The organism is Leifsonia sp. NPDC056824 (genome assembly GCF_042789575.1).
In the GTDB taxonomy this organism is placed as follows: domain Bacteria; phylum Actinomycetota; class Actinomycetes; order Actinomycetales; family Microbacteriaceae; genus Leifsonia.
In genome coordinates this window covers 51,473-64,634 of sequence record NZ_JBHUAV010000006.1, presented here as the reverse complement: position 1 = coordinate 64,634, position 13,162 = coordinate 51,473, and the positions used below count along the sequence as shown (strand labels likewise).

Annotated in this window: 13 protein-coding genes and 1 pseudogene; 6 read left to right on the top strand and 8 right to left on the bottom strand. The window is 71.7% G+C overall.

Annotation, left to right across the window (positions count from 1 at the left end; translation table 11 throughout):
* The first annotated feature begins 40 nt into the window (after positions 1-40).
* The 4 genes from ACFRFH_RS18580 (at position 41) to ACFRFH_RS18565 (ending at position 4,239) form a co-directional block, all read left to right on the top strand.
* Complete coding sequence (locus tag ACFRFH_RS18580; protein ID WP_382464472.1) at positions 41-835, top strand: isoprenyl transferase; 795 nt, start codon at positions 41-43, stop codon at positions 833-835.
* A 63-nt stretch (positions 836-898) separates the two neighbouring features.
* Positions 899-2,017: an aminotransferase class V-fold PLP-dependent enzyme gene (locus ACFRFH_RS18575; protein ID WP_382464471.1), complete on the top strand. Its 1,119-nt coding sequence runs from the start codon at positions 899-901 to the stop codon at positions 2,015-2,017.
* A 209-nt stretch (positions 2,018-2,226) separates the two neighbouring features.
* Complete coding sequence (locus ACFRFH_RS18570) at positions 2,227-3,576, top strand: PhoH family protein (protein ID WP_382464470.1); 1,350 nt, start codon at positions 2,227-2,229, stop codon at positions 3,574-3,576.
* 108 nt (positions 3,577-3,684) lie between these two features.
* Complete coding sequence (locus ACFRFH_RS18565; RefSeq protein ID WP_382464469.1) at positions 3,685-4,239, top strand: prepilin peptidase; 555 nt, start codon at positions 3,685-3,687, stop codon at positions 4,237-4,239.
* A gap of 77 nt (positions 4,240-4,316) precedes the next feature.
* Here the strand turns inward: ACFRFH_RS18565 and ACFRFH_RS18560 are convergent, their stop codons facing one another.
* From ACFRFH_RS18560 to xseA, 5 genes are read right to left on the bottom strand one after another with little or no spacing between them, the layout of a single operon-like run.
* Entirely contained in the window at positions 4,317-5,723 is a 1,407-nt protein-coding gene (locus tag ACFRFH_RS18560; protein WP_382464468.1) for a class II fumarate hydratase, read from the bottom strand.
* A 31-nt stretch (positions 5,724-5,754) separates the two neighbouring features.
* Positions 5,755-6,423: a carbonic anhydrase gene (locus ACFRFH_RS18555; RefSeq protein ID WP_382464467.1), complete on the bottom strand. Its 669-nt coding sequence runs from the start codon at positions 6,421-6,423 to the stop codon at positions 5,755-5,757.
* Positions 6,424-7,110 (bottom strand): DUF4245 domain-containing protein, encoded by a 687-nt coding sequence (locus tag ACFRFH_RS18550; protein ID WP_382464466.1) that lies wholly within the window; start codon positions 7,108-7,110, stop codon positions 6,424-6,426.
* Complete coding sequence (locus ACFRFH_RS18545) at positions 7,107-7,355, bottom strand: exodeoxyribonuclease VII small subunit (RefSeq protein ID WP_382464465.1); 249 nt, start codon at positions 7,353-7,355, stop codon at positions 7,107-7,109. The genes ACFRFH_RS18550 and ACFRFH_RS18545 overlap by 4 nt, the downstream gene beginning before the upstream one ends.
* Before the next feature lie 10 nt (positions 7,356-7,365).
* Positions 7,366-8,643 (bottom strand): exodeoxyribonuclease VII large subunit, encoded by a 1,278-nt coding sequence (xseA, locus tag ACFRFH_RS18540; protein ID WP_382464543.1) that lies wholly within the window; start codon positions 8,641-8,643, stop codon positions 7,366-7,368.
* 112 nt (positions 8,644-8,755) lie between these two features.
* Here xseA and ACFRFH_RS18535 point away from each other — a divergent pair, with 112 nt between their 5' ends.
* Positions 8,756-9,805, top strand: coding sequence for a 4-hydroxy-3-methylbut-2-enyl diphosphate reductase (locus ACFRFH_RS18535; protein WP_382464542.1), 1,050 nt, complete (start codon positions 8,756-8,758; stop codon positions 9,803-9,805).
* Positions 9,806-10,233: 428 nt separating this feature from the next.
* Here ACFRFH_RS18535 and ACFRFH_RS18530 read toward each other — a convergent pair whose 3' ends face one another.
* Entirely contained in the window at positions 10,234-11,004 is a 771-nt protein-coding gene (locus ACFRFH_RS18530) for a PP2C family protein-serine/threonine phosphatase (RefSeq protein ID WP_382464541.1), read from the bottom strand.
* 45 nt (positions 11,005-11,049) lie between these two features.
* Positions 11,050-11,412, bottom strand: a pseudogene (locus tag ACFRFH_RS18525) (winged helix-turn-helix transcriptional regulator); the annotation flags it as partial.
* Positions 11,413-11,504: 92 nt separating this feature from the next.
* Here ACFRFH_RS18525 and ACFRFH_RS18520 point away from each other — a divergent pair.
* Positions 11,505-12,365, top strand: a complete 861-nt coding sequence (locus ACFRFH_RS18520; RefSeq protein ID WP_382464464.1) for an SDR family oxidoreductase — start codon at positions 11,505-11,507, stop codon at positions 12,363-12,365.
* Here the strand turns inward: ACFRFH_RS18520 and ACFRFH_RS18515 are convergent.
* Entirely contained in the window at positions 12,362-13,144 is a 783-nt protein-coding gene (locus tag ACFRFH_RS18515; protein ID WP_382464463.1) for a DUF6264 family protein, read from the bottom strand. The genes ACFRFH_RS18520 and ACFRFH_RS18515 overlap by 4 nt on opposite strands.
* Positions 13,145-13,162 lie beyond the last annotated feature (18 nt).

Here is a 13,162-nt window from a genome sequence, read left to right as displayed (position 1 = left end):
TGCTGGGAATCGGACAGCTCAGGGGCGCTAACGTAGCTGCGTGAGCAGACGCAGTTCCGAGACGGCCAACGGGTTGCTCTACGGCCTGTACCAGAAGCGGCTGCGACGCGACATCGCAGGCCTCGGCCCGGAGTCGCTGCCTCGGCACGTCGCGATGATCATCGACGGCAACCGCCGCTGGGCCCGCCAGGTCGGCATGACGACCGTCGCGCACGGCCACCGCGCGGGCGCGGCGAAGATGCGCGAGTTCCTGGAGTGGTGCGACGACCTCGGGATCGAGGTGGTGACGCTCTACCTGCTGTCGTCGGACAACCTGACCAACCGGCCGGACTCCGAGCTCTCCGACCTGATCGAGATCATCGCCGAGCTCGCCGACGACCTCTCCCGCTACCGCGACTGGCGGGTCAAGCACGTCGGCTCGACGACCGGCCTCCCGAAGCCGCTCGTCACCGCGCTGGCCGACGCCGAGAAGCGCTCCGCCGCCAAGACGGGCCTGCACATCAACCTCGCGGTCGGCTACGGCGGCCGCAAGGAGATCACGGACGCCATGCGCAGTATCGTCGCCGCGCACTCGGCGGAGGGCGGCAGCCTGGAGACGCTGGCCGACCTCCTCACCCCTGACCTCATCGGTGAGCACCTCTACACCGGAGGCCAGCCCGACCCCGACCTCGTCATCCGCACCTCCGGCGAGCAGCGGCTGAGCGACTTCATGCTGTGGCAGAGCGCGCACAGCGAGTTCTACTTCGTGGAGGCGCTCGGCCCCGACCTGCGCGAGGTCGACTTCCTGCGCGCGATGCGCGACTTCTCCCGCCGCCACCGCCGCTACGGCTCCTGACCGATTCCCGGAGAATTCGCGTCGCCGGCGGTCGCGGCGGCAGGATGGTCCCCGGAGGTCACGATGACGACGATCGAGGAGTTCGCCGCCGGGTTCGGCGAGGAGCCGGGGTACCTGGACTACGGGCGCGTGGGGCCGCTGTCGGCGACGGTGCGCGCCGAGACGCTGGGGCAGTACGCGGCGCTCGCCACGGCGCGCTTCGGCACCGTCGACCGGATGAACGCGGAGAGCGACCGCGTCCGCGACGCGATCTCCGCGCTGACCGGCTTCCCCGCTGAGCAGATCGCGTTCCAGCCGAACGCCTCCAGCGGGCTCATGCACGCCGCCTTCGGGCTCACCGGCGGCGACCTGCTGCTGTCGCCCGGCGAGTTCCCGAGCGTGACCTACGCCGCCGTGCGCGCCGCGCAGGCGATGCACGTCGTGACACCGGTCTGGCTGGAGACTGACCACGGCCGCGTCACCCCGGCGCAGCTCAAGGATCAGCTCACCGACTCCACCAGCGCGGTGATGGTGAGCCTGGTCGACTCGCGCACCGGCTACCTCGCGGACATCGACGGCATCCGCCAGGTGATCGGGGACCGCCTCCTCATCGTGGACGCCATCCAGGGCTTCGGCGTGGTCGACGCCCCCTACGAGGTCGCCGACGTCGTCGTCTCCGGCGGCCAGAAGTGGACGAGGGCGGGCTGGGGAACTGGCTTCCTCGCGCTCAGCGAGCGCGCGATCGAGCACCTGACCCCCGTGTTCAGCGGCTGGGTCGGGACCGGCGCGGGCGAACGCTGGGACGAGGTCCTCGAGCCGGTGAAGGGCGCGGCGGCCTTCACCGTGTCGAACCCCGACCTGGTCGCCGAGGCCCGCCTCGCCGCGGCGCTGGAGGAGGTCGCGGCGGTCGGCGTCGCGGAGATCGCCTCGGCCATCTCCGAACTCGCAGAGCAGGTCATCGACCTCGCCGACGAGTTCGCCGTTCCCGTCGCCTCCTCGCGCAACGCCGCGGAGCGCGCGGGGATCGTCGTGCTGGAGCCGCTGCCGGAGCAGCTGACCGTGCTGGCGGCCTCCCTGTTCAACCACGGCGTGTCGGCCAAGGTGCGGGCCACGAACGTCCGGGTGAGCGTCCACGCCGGGACGACGGAGGAGACCCTGGATATGCTGCGCGCCGCCCTCACCTCCTACGCCTCGGCGGCGTGATCCGCGCCTCCCATAACTGGGGGTGAAGTTCACCTGAACGAAACACGACACGCGGCCTTCCGGGCCTCGCGTCGCGTCCGCGCGGCGTACTTTCGACTCATCGGGCACGGCGCCCGATCGAGACGGCCACATAAGTTCGTTTCGAAACCCAACTGGCCGGCTCGCCATTGATCCGCCGGCTCCTGCGGAAGCGGAGCGGCGGGGTGGGAGTGGTCGTGGCTGAATCAGGAACCCGGCAGTTCGAGTCGGCATCCAGCGGAACCCGTCAGAGCGAGCGGACGTACGTGCTCGACACGTCGGTCCTGCTGTCCGACCCCAAGGCGATCTTCCGGTTCGCCGAACACTCTGTCGTCATCCCTGTCGTCGTCGTGAGCGAGCTGGAGGGGAAGCGCAACGATCCCGAGATCGGATACTTCGCGCGGCAGGCGCTGCGCAATCTGGACGATCTGCGGGTGAAGCACGAACGGCTCGACTTCCCGATCCCGGTCGGGGAGGGCGGCTCGCTGCGGGTGGAGCTGAACCACTCCAACATGTCGGTGCTGCCCAGCGGCATGCAGCTCGGCGACAACGACTCGCGCATCCTCGCGGTGGCGATGAACCTCGCGAACGACGGGCTCGCGGTCACGGTCGTCTCCAAGGACCTCCCGATGCGCGTCAAGGCGTCGTCGATCGGCCTGGCGGCGGAGGAGTACCGGCACGAGCAGGTCGTCGACAGCGGCTGGACGGGGCTGGCGGAGATCTCGCTCGGCAGCGACCAGATGAGCTTGCTCTACGAGAACGAGTGGATGAGCACCTCGCAGGTCGAGGGGCTCCCGGTGAACACCGGCCTGATCGTGCACTCGGACCGCGGCTCGGCCCTCGGCCGGGTCGTCTCGGACGGCGAGGTGAAGCTGGTGCGCGGCGACCGCGACGTCTTCGGACTGCACGGGCGCTCGGCGGAGCAGCGGCTGGCGATCGACCTCCTGCTCGACCCGGAGATCGGCATCCTGTCGCTCGGCGGACGGGCCGGCACCGGCAAGTCGGCGCTCGCCCTGTGCGCGGGGCTGGAGGCCGTGCTGGAGCGGCAGCAGCACAAGAAGATCATGGTGTTCCGGCCGCTCTACGCGGTCGGCGGCCAGGAGCTCGGCTACCTGCCGGGCGACCAGGGCGAGAAGATGAACCCCTGGGGCCAGGCGGTGTTCGACACGCTCGGCGCGCTGGTGTCGCAGAACGTGCTGGACGAGGTGCTGGACCGCGGCATCCTCGAGGTGCTGCCGCTCACGCACATCCGTGGCCGCTCGCTGCACGACGCGTTCGTGATCGTGGACGAGGCGCAGTCGCTGGAGCGGAACGTGCTGCTCACGGTGCTGAGCCGCGTCGGGCAGAACTCGCGGGTGGTGCTGACGCACGACGTCGCGCAGCGCGACAACCTGCGGGTCGGCCGGCACGACGGCGTCGCGTCGGTCATCGAGACGCTGAAGGGCCACCCGCTGTTCGCGCACGTCACGCTGACGCGCTCGGAGCGGTCGGCGATCGCGGCGCTGGTCACGGAGATGCTGGAGGGCAACGAGCTGGCCTGAGGGTGAGCCGGTGGGCGAAAGAGACCGGCCCGCTGGGGATAATTTCGGGATTCTCGTATTTTCTGTGGAATCGTGAGGAGGCCGTGCCGCCGCACCTAGCGTGAGGGCATGGTTGAGAAGACGATCCGGATCGTTGTCGCGGTCGGCCTGAGCGCAGCCCTGCTGGGGGCAGGTGGCGCCGGGCCGGCCGCGATCGGAACGCTGTATCTCGCGGCCGTGACGGTGGCGCTCGTCCAGTACGACGTGCGCGAACTGCGGCTGCCGGACGCGCTCGTGCTCCCGGGGGCGGCGTTCGTGGTCGTGGGAGCGGTGTGGAGTTCGCTCCAGACCGGCGGCTCGCGCGTCGCGGTCGCGGCGCTGGCGTGCGGGGCGGCGGCTCTCGTCGGGTTCGCGGTGGCGGCGTCCGGCGGCGGGCTCGGGATGGGCGACGTGAAGCTCGCGGCGGTGCTGGCCGGTGCGCTTGCGGCGGTGGTGGCGGAGCGCGGGCCGCCGCTGGGGGAGGTCGTGACGATCGTCGGGTGCTGGGCGGTGATGTCGTTCGTGGCCGGGGCCGTGGTGGCGTGGCTGGCGGTGCGCGGTTTCGGGTCGCGGCGGTTGTCCGCGGAGCTGCCGTTCGGGCCGGTGCTGCTCGGGACGTTCTGGGGGTTCGTGCTGCTGGGGTGACAAACGGCGAGGCGCCCCTCCCGCACTGCAGGAGGGGCGCCTCGATCGAACCGCTCGCGAGCGGTCCGGGTCCGGGCTCAGCCCGGGTGGGTCATGCTCAGCACGTCGAGTGCCGAGTCGAGCTGCTCCTCGGTGACCTCACCGCGCTCGACGAAGCCGAGGTCGATGACGGCCTCGCGGACGGTCATGCCCTTCGCGACGGCGTGCTTGGCCACCTTGGCGGCGGCCTCGTAGCCGATCACGCGGTTCAGCGGCGTCACGATCGACGGGCTCGACTCCGCGAACGCGCGGGCGCGCTCGAGGTTGGCCTCCAGACCCGTGACGGTCTTGTCCGCGAGCACCCGGCTGGCCTGGGTCAGCAGGCGGATCGACTCCAGCAGCGCAGTACCCATCACCGGGATGGCGACGTTCAGCTCGAACAGGCCGGAGGCGCCGCTCCACGCGATGGTGGCGTCGTTGCCGATGACCCGGGCGGCGACCATGAGCACGGCCTCCGGGATGACCGGGTTGACCTTGCCCGGCATGATCGAGGAGCCAGGCTGCAGGTCGGGGATGTGCAGCTCGCCGAGACCGGTGTTCGGGCCCGAGCCCATCCAGCGCAGGTCGTTGCAGATCTTGGTCAGGCTGACGGCGATCGTGCGGAGCGCGCCGGAGGCCTCCACGAGGCCGTCGCGGTTCGCCTGGGCCTCGAAGTGGTTGCGCGCCTCGGTGATCGGCAGCTCGGTCTCGGCGGTCAGCAGCTCGATCACGAGCTGCGGGAAGCCGAGCGGGGTGTTGATGCCGGTGCCGACGGCGGTGCCGCCGAGCGGGACCTCCGCGACGCGGGTCAGGGCGGCCTGGACGCGCTCGATGCCGTAGCGGATCTGCGCGGCGTAGCCGCCGAACTCCTGGCCGAGCGTGACCGGGGTGGCGTCCATGAGGTGCGTGCGGCCCGACTTGACCGCGGTCGCCCACAGCTCCGCCTTCGCCTCGAGCGCGACCGCGAGGTGGTCGAGCGCCGGGATCAGGTCGTCGATGAGCGCGCCGGTGACGGCGATGTGCACCGAGGTCGGGAAGACGTCGTTGGACGACTGCGACGCGTTGACGTGGTCGTTCGGGTGCACCGGACGGCCCAGTCGGCGCGAGGCGAGCGTCGCCAGCACCTCGTTCATGTTCATGTTCGACGAGGTGCCCGAGCCGGTCTGGTAGACGTCGATCGGGAAGTCGCCGTTGTGCGCGCCGCTGACGACCTCGTCTGCGGCGGCGGCGATGGCCTCGGCGACGTCCGCGTCCAGGACGCCGAGGCGCGCGTTCGCGAGCGCCGCCGACTTCTTGATGCGGGCGAGCGCGGCGATCTGAGCCGGCTCGAGAACCGACCCCGAGATCGGGAAGTTCTCGACGGCGCGCTGCGTCTGCGCGCCGTACAGGGCGGCTGCGGGAACCCGCACCTCGCCCATCGTGTCGTGCTCGATGCGGTACTCGGTGCCCGCCTGCGTGTCCACCACGGTGTGTTCTTCCTTTCTGGGCCCTGGCGCGTCAGCGCGCGGGCGTTGGGTCGGCGGCCGGTTCGGCCAGTCCGACGACGGCGTCGGGGACGACCCGACCTTCCTGGAGCACGTAGTTCGCTCCGACGATGGCGAGGAGATTCGCGGCGACGGCGTCGCTGATGATCTCCGATCGCGCGAGAAGCTCTGCGACGGTGTCGCGCAGGTGCAGGCGGCCGACCTCGGCCGCGTCGACCTCGGCGGGCACGACGGCCTCGCCCGGCGCGATGCCGGCGACCCGGTGCACCGCGGGCACGATCGGCGCGATGAGCTGCGCGATGTGCGGCGGCAGCGGGGCGGCGCCGTCGGCCTGGGAGGAGATGGCGGACGCGACCGCGCCGCACGCGTCGTGGCCGAGCACCAGGATGAGCGGCACGTTCAGCACGGCGACCGCGTACTCCAGCGAGGCGATCGCGGAGTCGGAGGCCACCTGACCGGCGTTGCGGACCACGAACGCGTCGCCGAGGCCGAGGTCGAAGATGATCTCGGCCGCCAGCCGGGAGTCGGCGCAGCCGAAGATCGCGGCGACCGGGTTCTGGCCCTCCGCGACGGTCTGGCGGCGCTCGACGTCCTGCCGCGGGTGCTGCGGCGCTCCCGAGACGAAGCGCTCGTTGCCTGCCAGCAGTTCTTTCCAGATCCGGCCGGGACGGGTCGTGGGCATCTAGTTTCCTCCTGGGGTGGGTGGGCCGAGGGAGTGGAGCTGGTCGGTGAGGGAGCGGGCGGCCGCCGTGAACTCGGCGTCGTCTGCGGTGCCGAAGACGACGACCGTGCTCTTGCCTGCGGTGGTCACGAGCGCGTAGGCGACATTGCCGGCGGATGATCCCGCGGCGCGGTTGTCGTAGACGTCCCAGTTCACGCCGTCGATCTCCCGGGTGCCGGCGATGCGGGTGCGGTTCACCTGGTCGGCGACCCAGCTGTCGTTGGCGTTGAAGCCCTGCGTGACGCCGACGTACTGACCCTTGGGCGTGAGCAGCCCGATGTACCAGGCGTCGACGCCGTCGGCGGACTTCGTGCGCAGCTCGGCGCTGTTGGAGGTCCAGCCGGACGGGAGCTTCGGGACCACGAGCCGGTCGGGCTCGCTGCCCTGCGCCTGCTGGGCGACGGCGGCGTAGTCGACCGGGGGAGCGGACGAGGTCGGGTTGCCGCGCGGCACGATCAGCACGATGACGGCGACGAGCGCGACCGTCGCGATCAGCGAGTAGACGAGGTTGTTGACCGTCTGCCGGTTGCGGTGGTTGGCGGAGTTCTGCGCCTTGCGGGCGGCGGTCTCCTCCGGGGTCTCCGGGCGGCCGAGCTCGGCGACGACGGCGGGAGGCTTGGCCGTGCTGGTGCGGGTGCGCGGGCTCATTCGGTGTCTGACACGCTCCGTGCGCCCGCGGTCGCCCCGGCACTCGCTCCGGCGCGGGCGGCGTCGAGCCGCGCCTTCGCGCCGATCAGCCACTCCTCGCAGTGACGGGCGAGCGCCTCGCCGCGCTCCCACAGCGCGATGGACTCCTCCAGCGTCGTGGAGCCCTGCTCGAGCTCGGTGACGACGCGGACGAGCTCGTCGCGCGCCTCCTCGTAGCTGAGCGCGCTGATCTCCGAGGTGGGCATGATGTCCATTCTATTTGTCTCGCTGGGCGGGCGCTGGATCGGGATCGGCGGCGCCGCCCGCGTCGCCGGCCGGGGAGGGGAGTCGGTCGCCTGCGGTGGCGGCGAACGCGCCCCCGGCCAGCGTCACCCGCACGGCTGCGCCGGCCGGCGCCTCCGCGGGCGACGTGATGACGTGCCCCGCGTCGTTCTGCACGATCGCGTAGCCGCGGTCGAGCGTCGCCTGCGGCGAGAGCGCCCGGAGCTGGCCGCGCAGCTCCGCGATGCGCGTGCTCTCGCGGTCGGCCCGGCGCTCCACCAGCTCGACGCCGCGGGCGACGTAGCGGGTGAGCTCCTGCGCGCGGGAGTCCACGATCCAGGTCGAGGAGGCCAGCACCGGGCGGGTGCGGAGGTGCCCGATCCGGTCGATCTCGTGGGTGATCATGTGCGTCAGCCGGGTCCCGAGGCGCGAGCGGGCCTGCTGCACGCGCGCCAGCTCCTCCGCGACGTCCGGGACGACGCGCTTGGCGGCGTCGGTCGGCGTCGAGGCGCGCAGGTCCGCGACATCGTCGAGCAGGGGACGGTCGGCCTCGTGGCCGATGGCGCTCACGATCGGGGTGGCGGCTTCCGCTGCCGCGCGCACCACACGCTCGTCGCTGAAGCCGAGCAGGTTCTGGAAGTCGCCGCCGCCGCGCGCCACAATGATGACCTCCACCTCGGGGTCGGCGTCGAGCGCGCGGATGGCCGAGACCACCTCCGGGACGGTCCGGTCGCCCTGCACGGCCGCGTGGACGACGCGGAACCGCACCGCGGGCCAGCGCAGCTGCGCGTTGCGCAGCACGTCCTTCTCGGCGTCGGAGTCCTTGCCGGTCACCAGGCCGATCATGTGCGGGAGGAATGGCAGTCGCTTCTTGCGCTCGGCCGCGAACAGGCCCTCCGCGATGAGCTGGACGCGCAGCCGCTCCAGCCGCTCCAGGAGGTCGCCGAGGCCGACGTGCCGCATGTCGCTCACCTGCATGGTGAGGCTGCCGCCCTTGACCCAGTAGTTCGGCTTCACCGCGGCGATCACCCGGTCGCCCTGCTTGAGGTCGGCGGGGATGCGCGCCTTCACCGACGACCAGATGCTGAAGCTGATCGTCGCGTCCTCGCGGAGATCCTTCAGCTTGCCGTAGACGTTGCCGCCGGAGACGCCCCACTGCGTGATCTCGCCCTCGACCCAGGCGGTGCCGAGCCGGTCGATCCAGCCCCGGATGCGGTCGGCGAGCAGCGCGACCGGCCACGGGGCGTCGAGGGTCGGCGGCCCAGGGGTCATCGTCGGCGCGCCCGTCGTACCGCCAGCGACCTGTGCCACCCGGCCTCCCATCCGTTGATCAGCGCCCACCGCGTACGATCGAAGGGTGAGCGATGCGACCATCAGCCTCCCCATGCCCCGAATCCCCGTCAAGCGGGAGTCCGGCGAGCGCGGGCGGCTTCAGGATATCCCGGTCCAGGGACACAAGCGTGTGCTGCTGGCGGCCCCGCGCGGCTACTGCGCCGGCGTCGACCGTGCCGTCGTGGCCGTCGAGAAGGCGCTGGAGCACTACGGTGCGCCGGTCTATGTGCGCAAGCAGATCGTCCACAACGTGCACGTCGTGTCCGAGCTGGAGCAGCAGGGCGCGATCTTCGTGGACGAGGTCGACGAGGTGCCCTCGGGCGCGCACGTCGTGTTCTCGGCGCACGGCGTCTCGCCCGCGGTCGTGAACGCGGCGGCCGACCGCGGCCTCCTCGCCATCGACGCGACCTGCCCGCTGGTCACCAAGGTGCACCGCGAGGCCGTGCGCTTCGCCCGCGACGACTTCGAGATCCTGCTGATCGGCCACGAGGGCCACGAGGAGGTCGAGGGCACCGCCGGCGAGGCTCCCGAGCACGTCACGCTCGTGAACGGCCCGGAGGACGTCGACCGCATCCAGGTGAAGGACCCGGACAAGGTGGTGTGGCTCTCGCAGACCACGCTGTCCGTCGACGAGACGATGGAGACGGTCCGCCGCCTCCGCGAGCGTTTCCCGAACCTCCAGGACCCGCCGAGCGACGACATCTGCTACGCGACGCAGAACCGTCAGGTCGCGATCAAGAAGGTGGCGGAGGACGCCGACCTGGTGATCGTGGTCGGCTCGGCCAACTCGTCCAACTCGGTGCGCCTCGTGGAGGTCGCGCTCGAGTACGGCGCGAGCGCCGCCTACCGCGTCGACTACGCCAGCGAGATCCGCCAGGAGTGGCTGGACGGCGTGGCGACCGTCGGCGTGACCAGCGGCGCGTCGGTGCCCGAGGTGCTGGTGCAGGAGGTGCTCGACGAGCTCTCCGGCGCGGGCTACGCCGACGTGAAGCAGGTCAAGACGGCGGAGGAGGACCTGATGTTCTCGCTGCCGAAGGAGCTCCGCAAAGACATCAGCGGCAAGCAGGACGCCCGCGCCCTCGGCGGCCGCGCCCAGTCCTGACGCGCCCGCCGCGGCACATTCGTGCCGAATGTCGCGAATCGCGGCGCCAAAGCGCCCATTCGTGCCGAATGTCGCGAATACGCGCGCCAGAACGCGCATTCGTGCCGAATGTCGCGACGCGGGCGGGACCCGATTCGTGACGAATGTCGCGAATGGGCCCGTCAGAACGCGCATTCGTGACGAATGTCGCGCGGCGGAACCGGAGTCGATTCGTGACGGCAGTGGCGAGGCGGTGCGGGAGCCGATTCGTGCCAAATGTGGCGACGCGGTGCGGGAGTCGATTCGTGACGAATGTGGCGTGGCGGGCGCACGTCGATTCGTGACGAATGTGGCGAATGGCGGCGCGAAAGTGCGCATTCGTGACGAATGTGGCGAATGGCGGCGGCGAAAGTGCGCATTCGTGAGGAATGTCGCGGCGCGCGGGGGCGTCAGAGGGTGCGGGACGACGCGGGGTCGGCGGCGGCGGAGCCGCCGAAGGCGGGGCGGTACAGGGGCGCCTCTGGGAGTTCCACGACGTCCGCAACCACCACGGAGATGTTGTCGCGGGCGCGGTGCCGGAGCGCCAGGGCGACCAGCGCGTCCGCCGCGTCCTGCGGCGTCGCGGCCACGGCGAGGGTCTCGGCGACATCCAGGATCGGGACGTAGTCGGTGAGCCCGTCGCTGGTGAGCAGCCAGCGGTCGCCGCGTCGCGCCGGCTCGGCCGCGACGTGCAGGGCGGCGGCGTCCTCCGCGTCCCCGCCGAGGACGTGCGTGACGACCGACCGCAGCGGGTGCTCGGCGATGTCGGTCTCGCCGATGGCGCCGGTGGCCAGCAGCTCCCGCACGAGCGAGTCGTCCTCGGTGATCTGTGCCAGGGCGCCCTCGCGCAGGCGGTAGGCGCGGGAGTCGCCGGTGTGTGCGACCGTGATCCGCTCGCCGTCCGCGAACAGCCCGACGAGGGTCGTGGCCATGCCCGCCAGCGCGGGGTCGAGGCGAACCCGCAGTGCGAGGTCGGAGTTCGCGATCGCGACCAGCTCGCGCAGCCGCGCCTCGCCGGGGACGCGGCCCTCGGTGGCGTCGAGCATCGACGCCAGGCGGATCGCGACCGTGGCCGACGCGATCTCGCCGGCCGCGTGGCCTCCCACGCCGTCGGCCACGAATGCCGACCAGGCCGAGGCGTAGAGGGAGTCCTCGTTGCCGTCGCGGAAGTCCCCGCTCACCGAGGCCTGGCCGGTCTCGAAGCCGAGCGGCGCGGGCGGGGCGCCGGACAGGATGTCGTCGGCGTTGTCGGCGATCCAGCCCATCAGCGGGAGCAGGTGCTCGGTGACCTCGCGGCCGCGGGTGGTGAGGCTGTAGTCGACGCGCGGCGGGACGGTGGGCTGGGCGGTGCGGAGGACGAAACCATCCCGCTCCAGGGTGCGCAGGGTCTGGGCGAGCATCTTCTCGCTGATGCCCTGCACGGTGCGGCGCAGCTCGCCCCAGCGCAGGTCGCTGCGCGCGAGCGCGACCAGCACGAGCACGCCCCAGGTGCTGGTGACGTGGTTGAGCACGATGCGCGACGGGCACTCCGAGGGGAGCACGCCGTCGGTGAAGCCGAGGGCCTCGAACGACTCGAATCTGGTGTCCACGTCAGTAACTTACCGAAAAGTGGGTACCTCCGACAGGGAAGTTTCCTGGCACGACGGCGGTTGCGAACGACGACCGACCGAAAGGAAAGACTATGACCATCGTCGTCACCGGAGCCACCGGACACCTCGGACGCCTCACCGTGGACGCCCTCCTCGACCGCGGGGTGCCCGCCGCCGACATCCGCGCCCTCGGGCGCAGCGCAGAGCGGCTCGCCCCGTTGGCCGCGCGCGGCGTGCAGACCGCCGTGATCGACTTCGAGAAGCCGGAGACGCTGGACGCGGCATTCGCTGGGGCCGACGCCCTCCTGCTCGTCTCGGGCTCGGAGGTCGGCCAGCGCATCCCGCAGCACCGCAACGCCATCGACGCGGCCGTGCGCGCGGGCGTCGGACGGATCGTCTACACGAGCGCGCCGCACGCCGACGACACCGACCTGGTGCTCGCGCCGGAGCACGCCGAGACCGAGCGCCTGCTCGCGGCCTCCGGACTCCCGGTGACCGTGCTCCGCAACAACTGGTACACCGAGAACTACACCGGCCAGCTCGACGTCGCCTCCGCGACCGGCGAGCTCGTCGGCAGTGCGGCGACCGGACGCGTCGCCAGCGCCTCCCGCAAGGACTACGCGGAGGCCGCGGCCGTCGTGCTGACGACCGACGGGCACGACGGCGCGGTCTACGAGCTGGCCGGCGATGTCGCGTGGACGTTCGACGACCTGGCCGCGGCCATCGGCGAGCTGCTCGGCCGTCCGGTCGCGTACCGGTCGGTGACGCCGGAGGAGCACGGCGCCGCGCTGCGCGAGGCGGGCCTGGACGAGGGGACGGCCGGCTTCGTGGTCGCGCTCGACGGCAACATCCGCGACGGCGCCCTGGCCGACGCGACCGGGACGCTCAGCGAGCTGATCGGCCGGCCGACGACGCCGCTCGCCGCAGGACTCGCGGAGTCGCGCGCAGCCTAGGCGGAGGTCGACGCCCCGGGAGTGGCGGTCGGGCTCGCCGGAGGCGGCGAGCTCGGCGCCGGGGACGTCGGGCCCGGCGTGGTCGGGCCCGGGGTTGTCGGGCCCGGCGTCGCGGGCGCGATCCCGTTGTAGTAGTTGAGCAGCACCGGGTCGGTCGAGAAGATCAGGCCCAGGATGACGAAGAGGGTGATGAACGCCACGATCCCGGCGATGAGCGGGACGTAGAACGCCAGCCGCTTCTGCACGAGCAGCCACACCGAGAGGCCGAGCGAGATCGCCCAGATGCCGGCCATCGCGATCGTGCCGCCGGTGATCAGCGGCGCGACGGACGGGTCCTGCACGAATGTGCCGAGGTTGAGCGACGAGTGCAGGAGCTGCATCGTCGCGGGCAGGCTCTGCAGAGTCCCGATCGTGTACGACATCCCGAAGAAGCCGACGACGAGCAGCACGATCGTGGTCGTGACGTTCCAGCGCGGCGCGTCGGCGCTCAGCTGTGGGCTGGACGGGTACGGGCGGCCGTAGCCGTGCTGGCCGTAGCCGTGCGGTGCGCCGTCGTGCTGGTCGCCCTCGTGCTGACCGCCGTCGTGCTGCCCATACGGTCCGGACTGGGGCGGCGCCGCGGGAGGCTGCTCGACCTCCGACGCCGCCGGGCTGTGGTGCGTGGTGTCCAGCCGGTCGGCGTCCTGCGGGGGCTTCCACACCCAGCCGGGAGGGGCGAGCTCGCCGTATTGCGGGCGCGGACGTTCGTCCGGCGCCTTCTCCGGTTCGTGCTCGCTCATCCCCCCAGCCTACGTGTG

Excerpts from the sequence above, each read along its gene's own strand:
- ACFRFH_RS18575 (WP_382464471.1), top strand. The coding sequence starts at position 899 with ATGACGACGATCGAGGAGTTCGCCGCCGGGTTCGGCGAGGAGCCGGGG.
- ACFRFH_RS18520 (WP_382464464.1), top strand. The coding sequence starts at position 11,505 with ATGACCATCGTCGTCACCGGAGCCACCGGACACCTCGGACGCCTCACC.
- ACFRFH_RS18515 (WP_382464463.1), bottom strand. The coding sequence starts at position 13,144 with ATGAGCGAGCACGAACCGGAGAAGGCGCCGGACGAACGTCCGCGCCCG.
- ACFRFH_RS18550 (WP_382464466.1), bottom strand. The coding sequence starts at position 7,110 with ATGAGCCCGCGCACCCGCACCAGCACGGCCAAGCCTCCCGCCGTCGTC.
- ACFRFH_RS18535 (WP_382464542.1), top strand. The coding sequence starts at position 8,756 with ATGCCCCGAATCCCCGTCAAGCGGGAGTCCGGCGAGCGCGGGCGGCTT.
- ACFRFH_RS18545 (WP_382464465.1), bottom strand. The coding sequence starts at position 7,355 with ATGCCCACCTCGGAGATCAGCGCGCTCAGCTACGAGGAGGCGCGCGAC.
- ACFRFH_RS18555 (WP_382464467.1), bottom strand. The coding sequence starts at position 6,423 with ATGCCCACGACCCGTCCCGGCCGGATCTGGAAAGAACTGCTGGCAGGC.
- xseA (WP_382464543.1), bottom strand. The coding sequence starts at position 8,643 with ATGACCCCTGGGCCGCCGACCCTCGACGCCCCGTGGCCGGTCGCGCTG.
- ACFRFH_RS18565 (WP_382464469.1), top strand. The coding sequence starts at position 3,685 with ATGGTTGAGAAGACGATCCGGATCGTTGTCGCGGTCGGCCTGAGCGCA.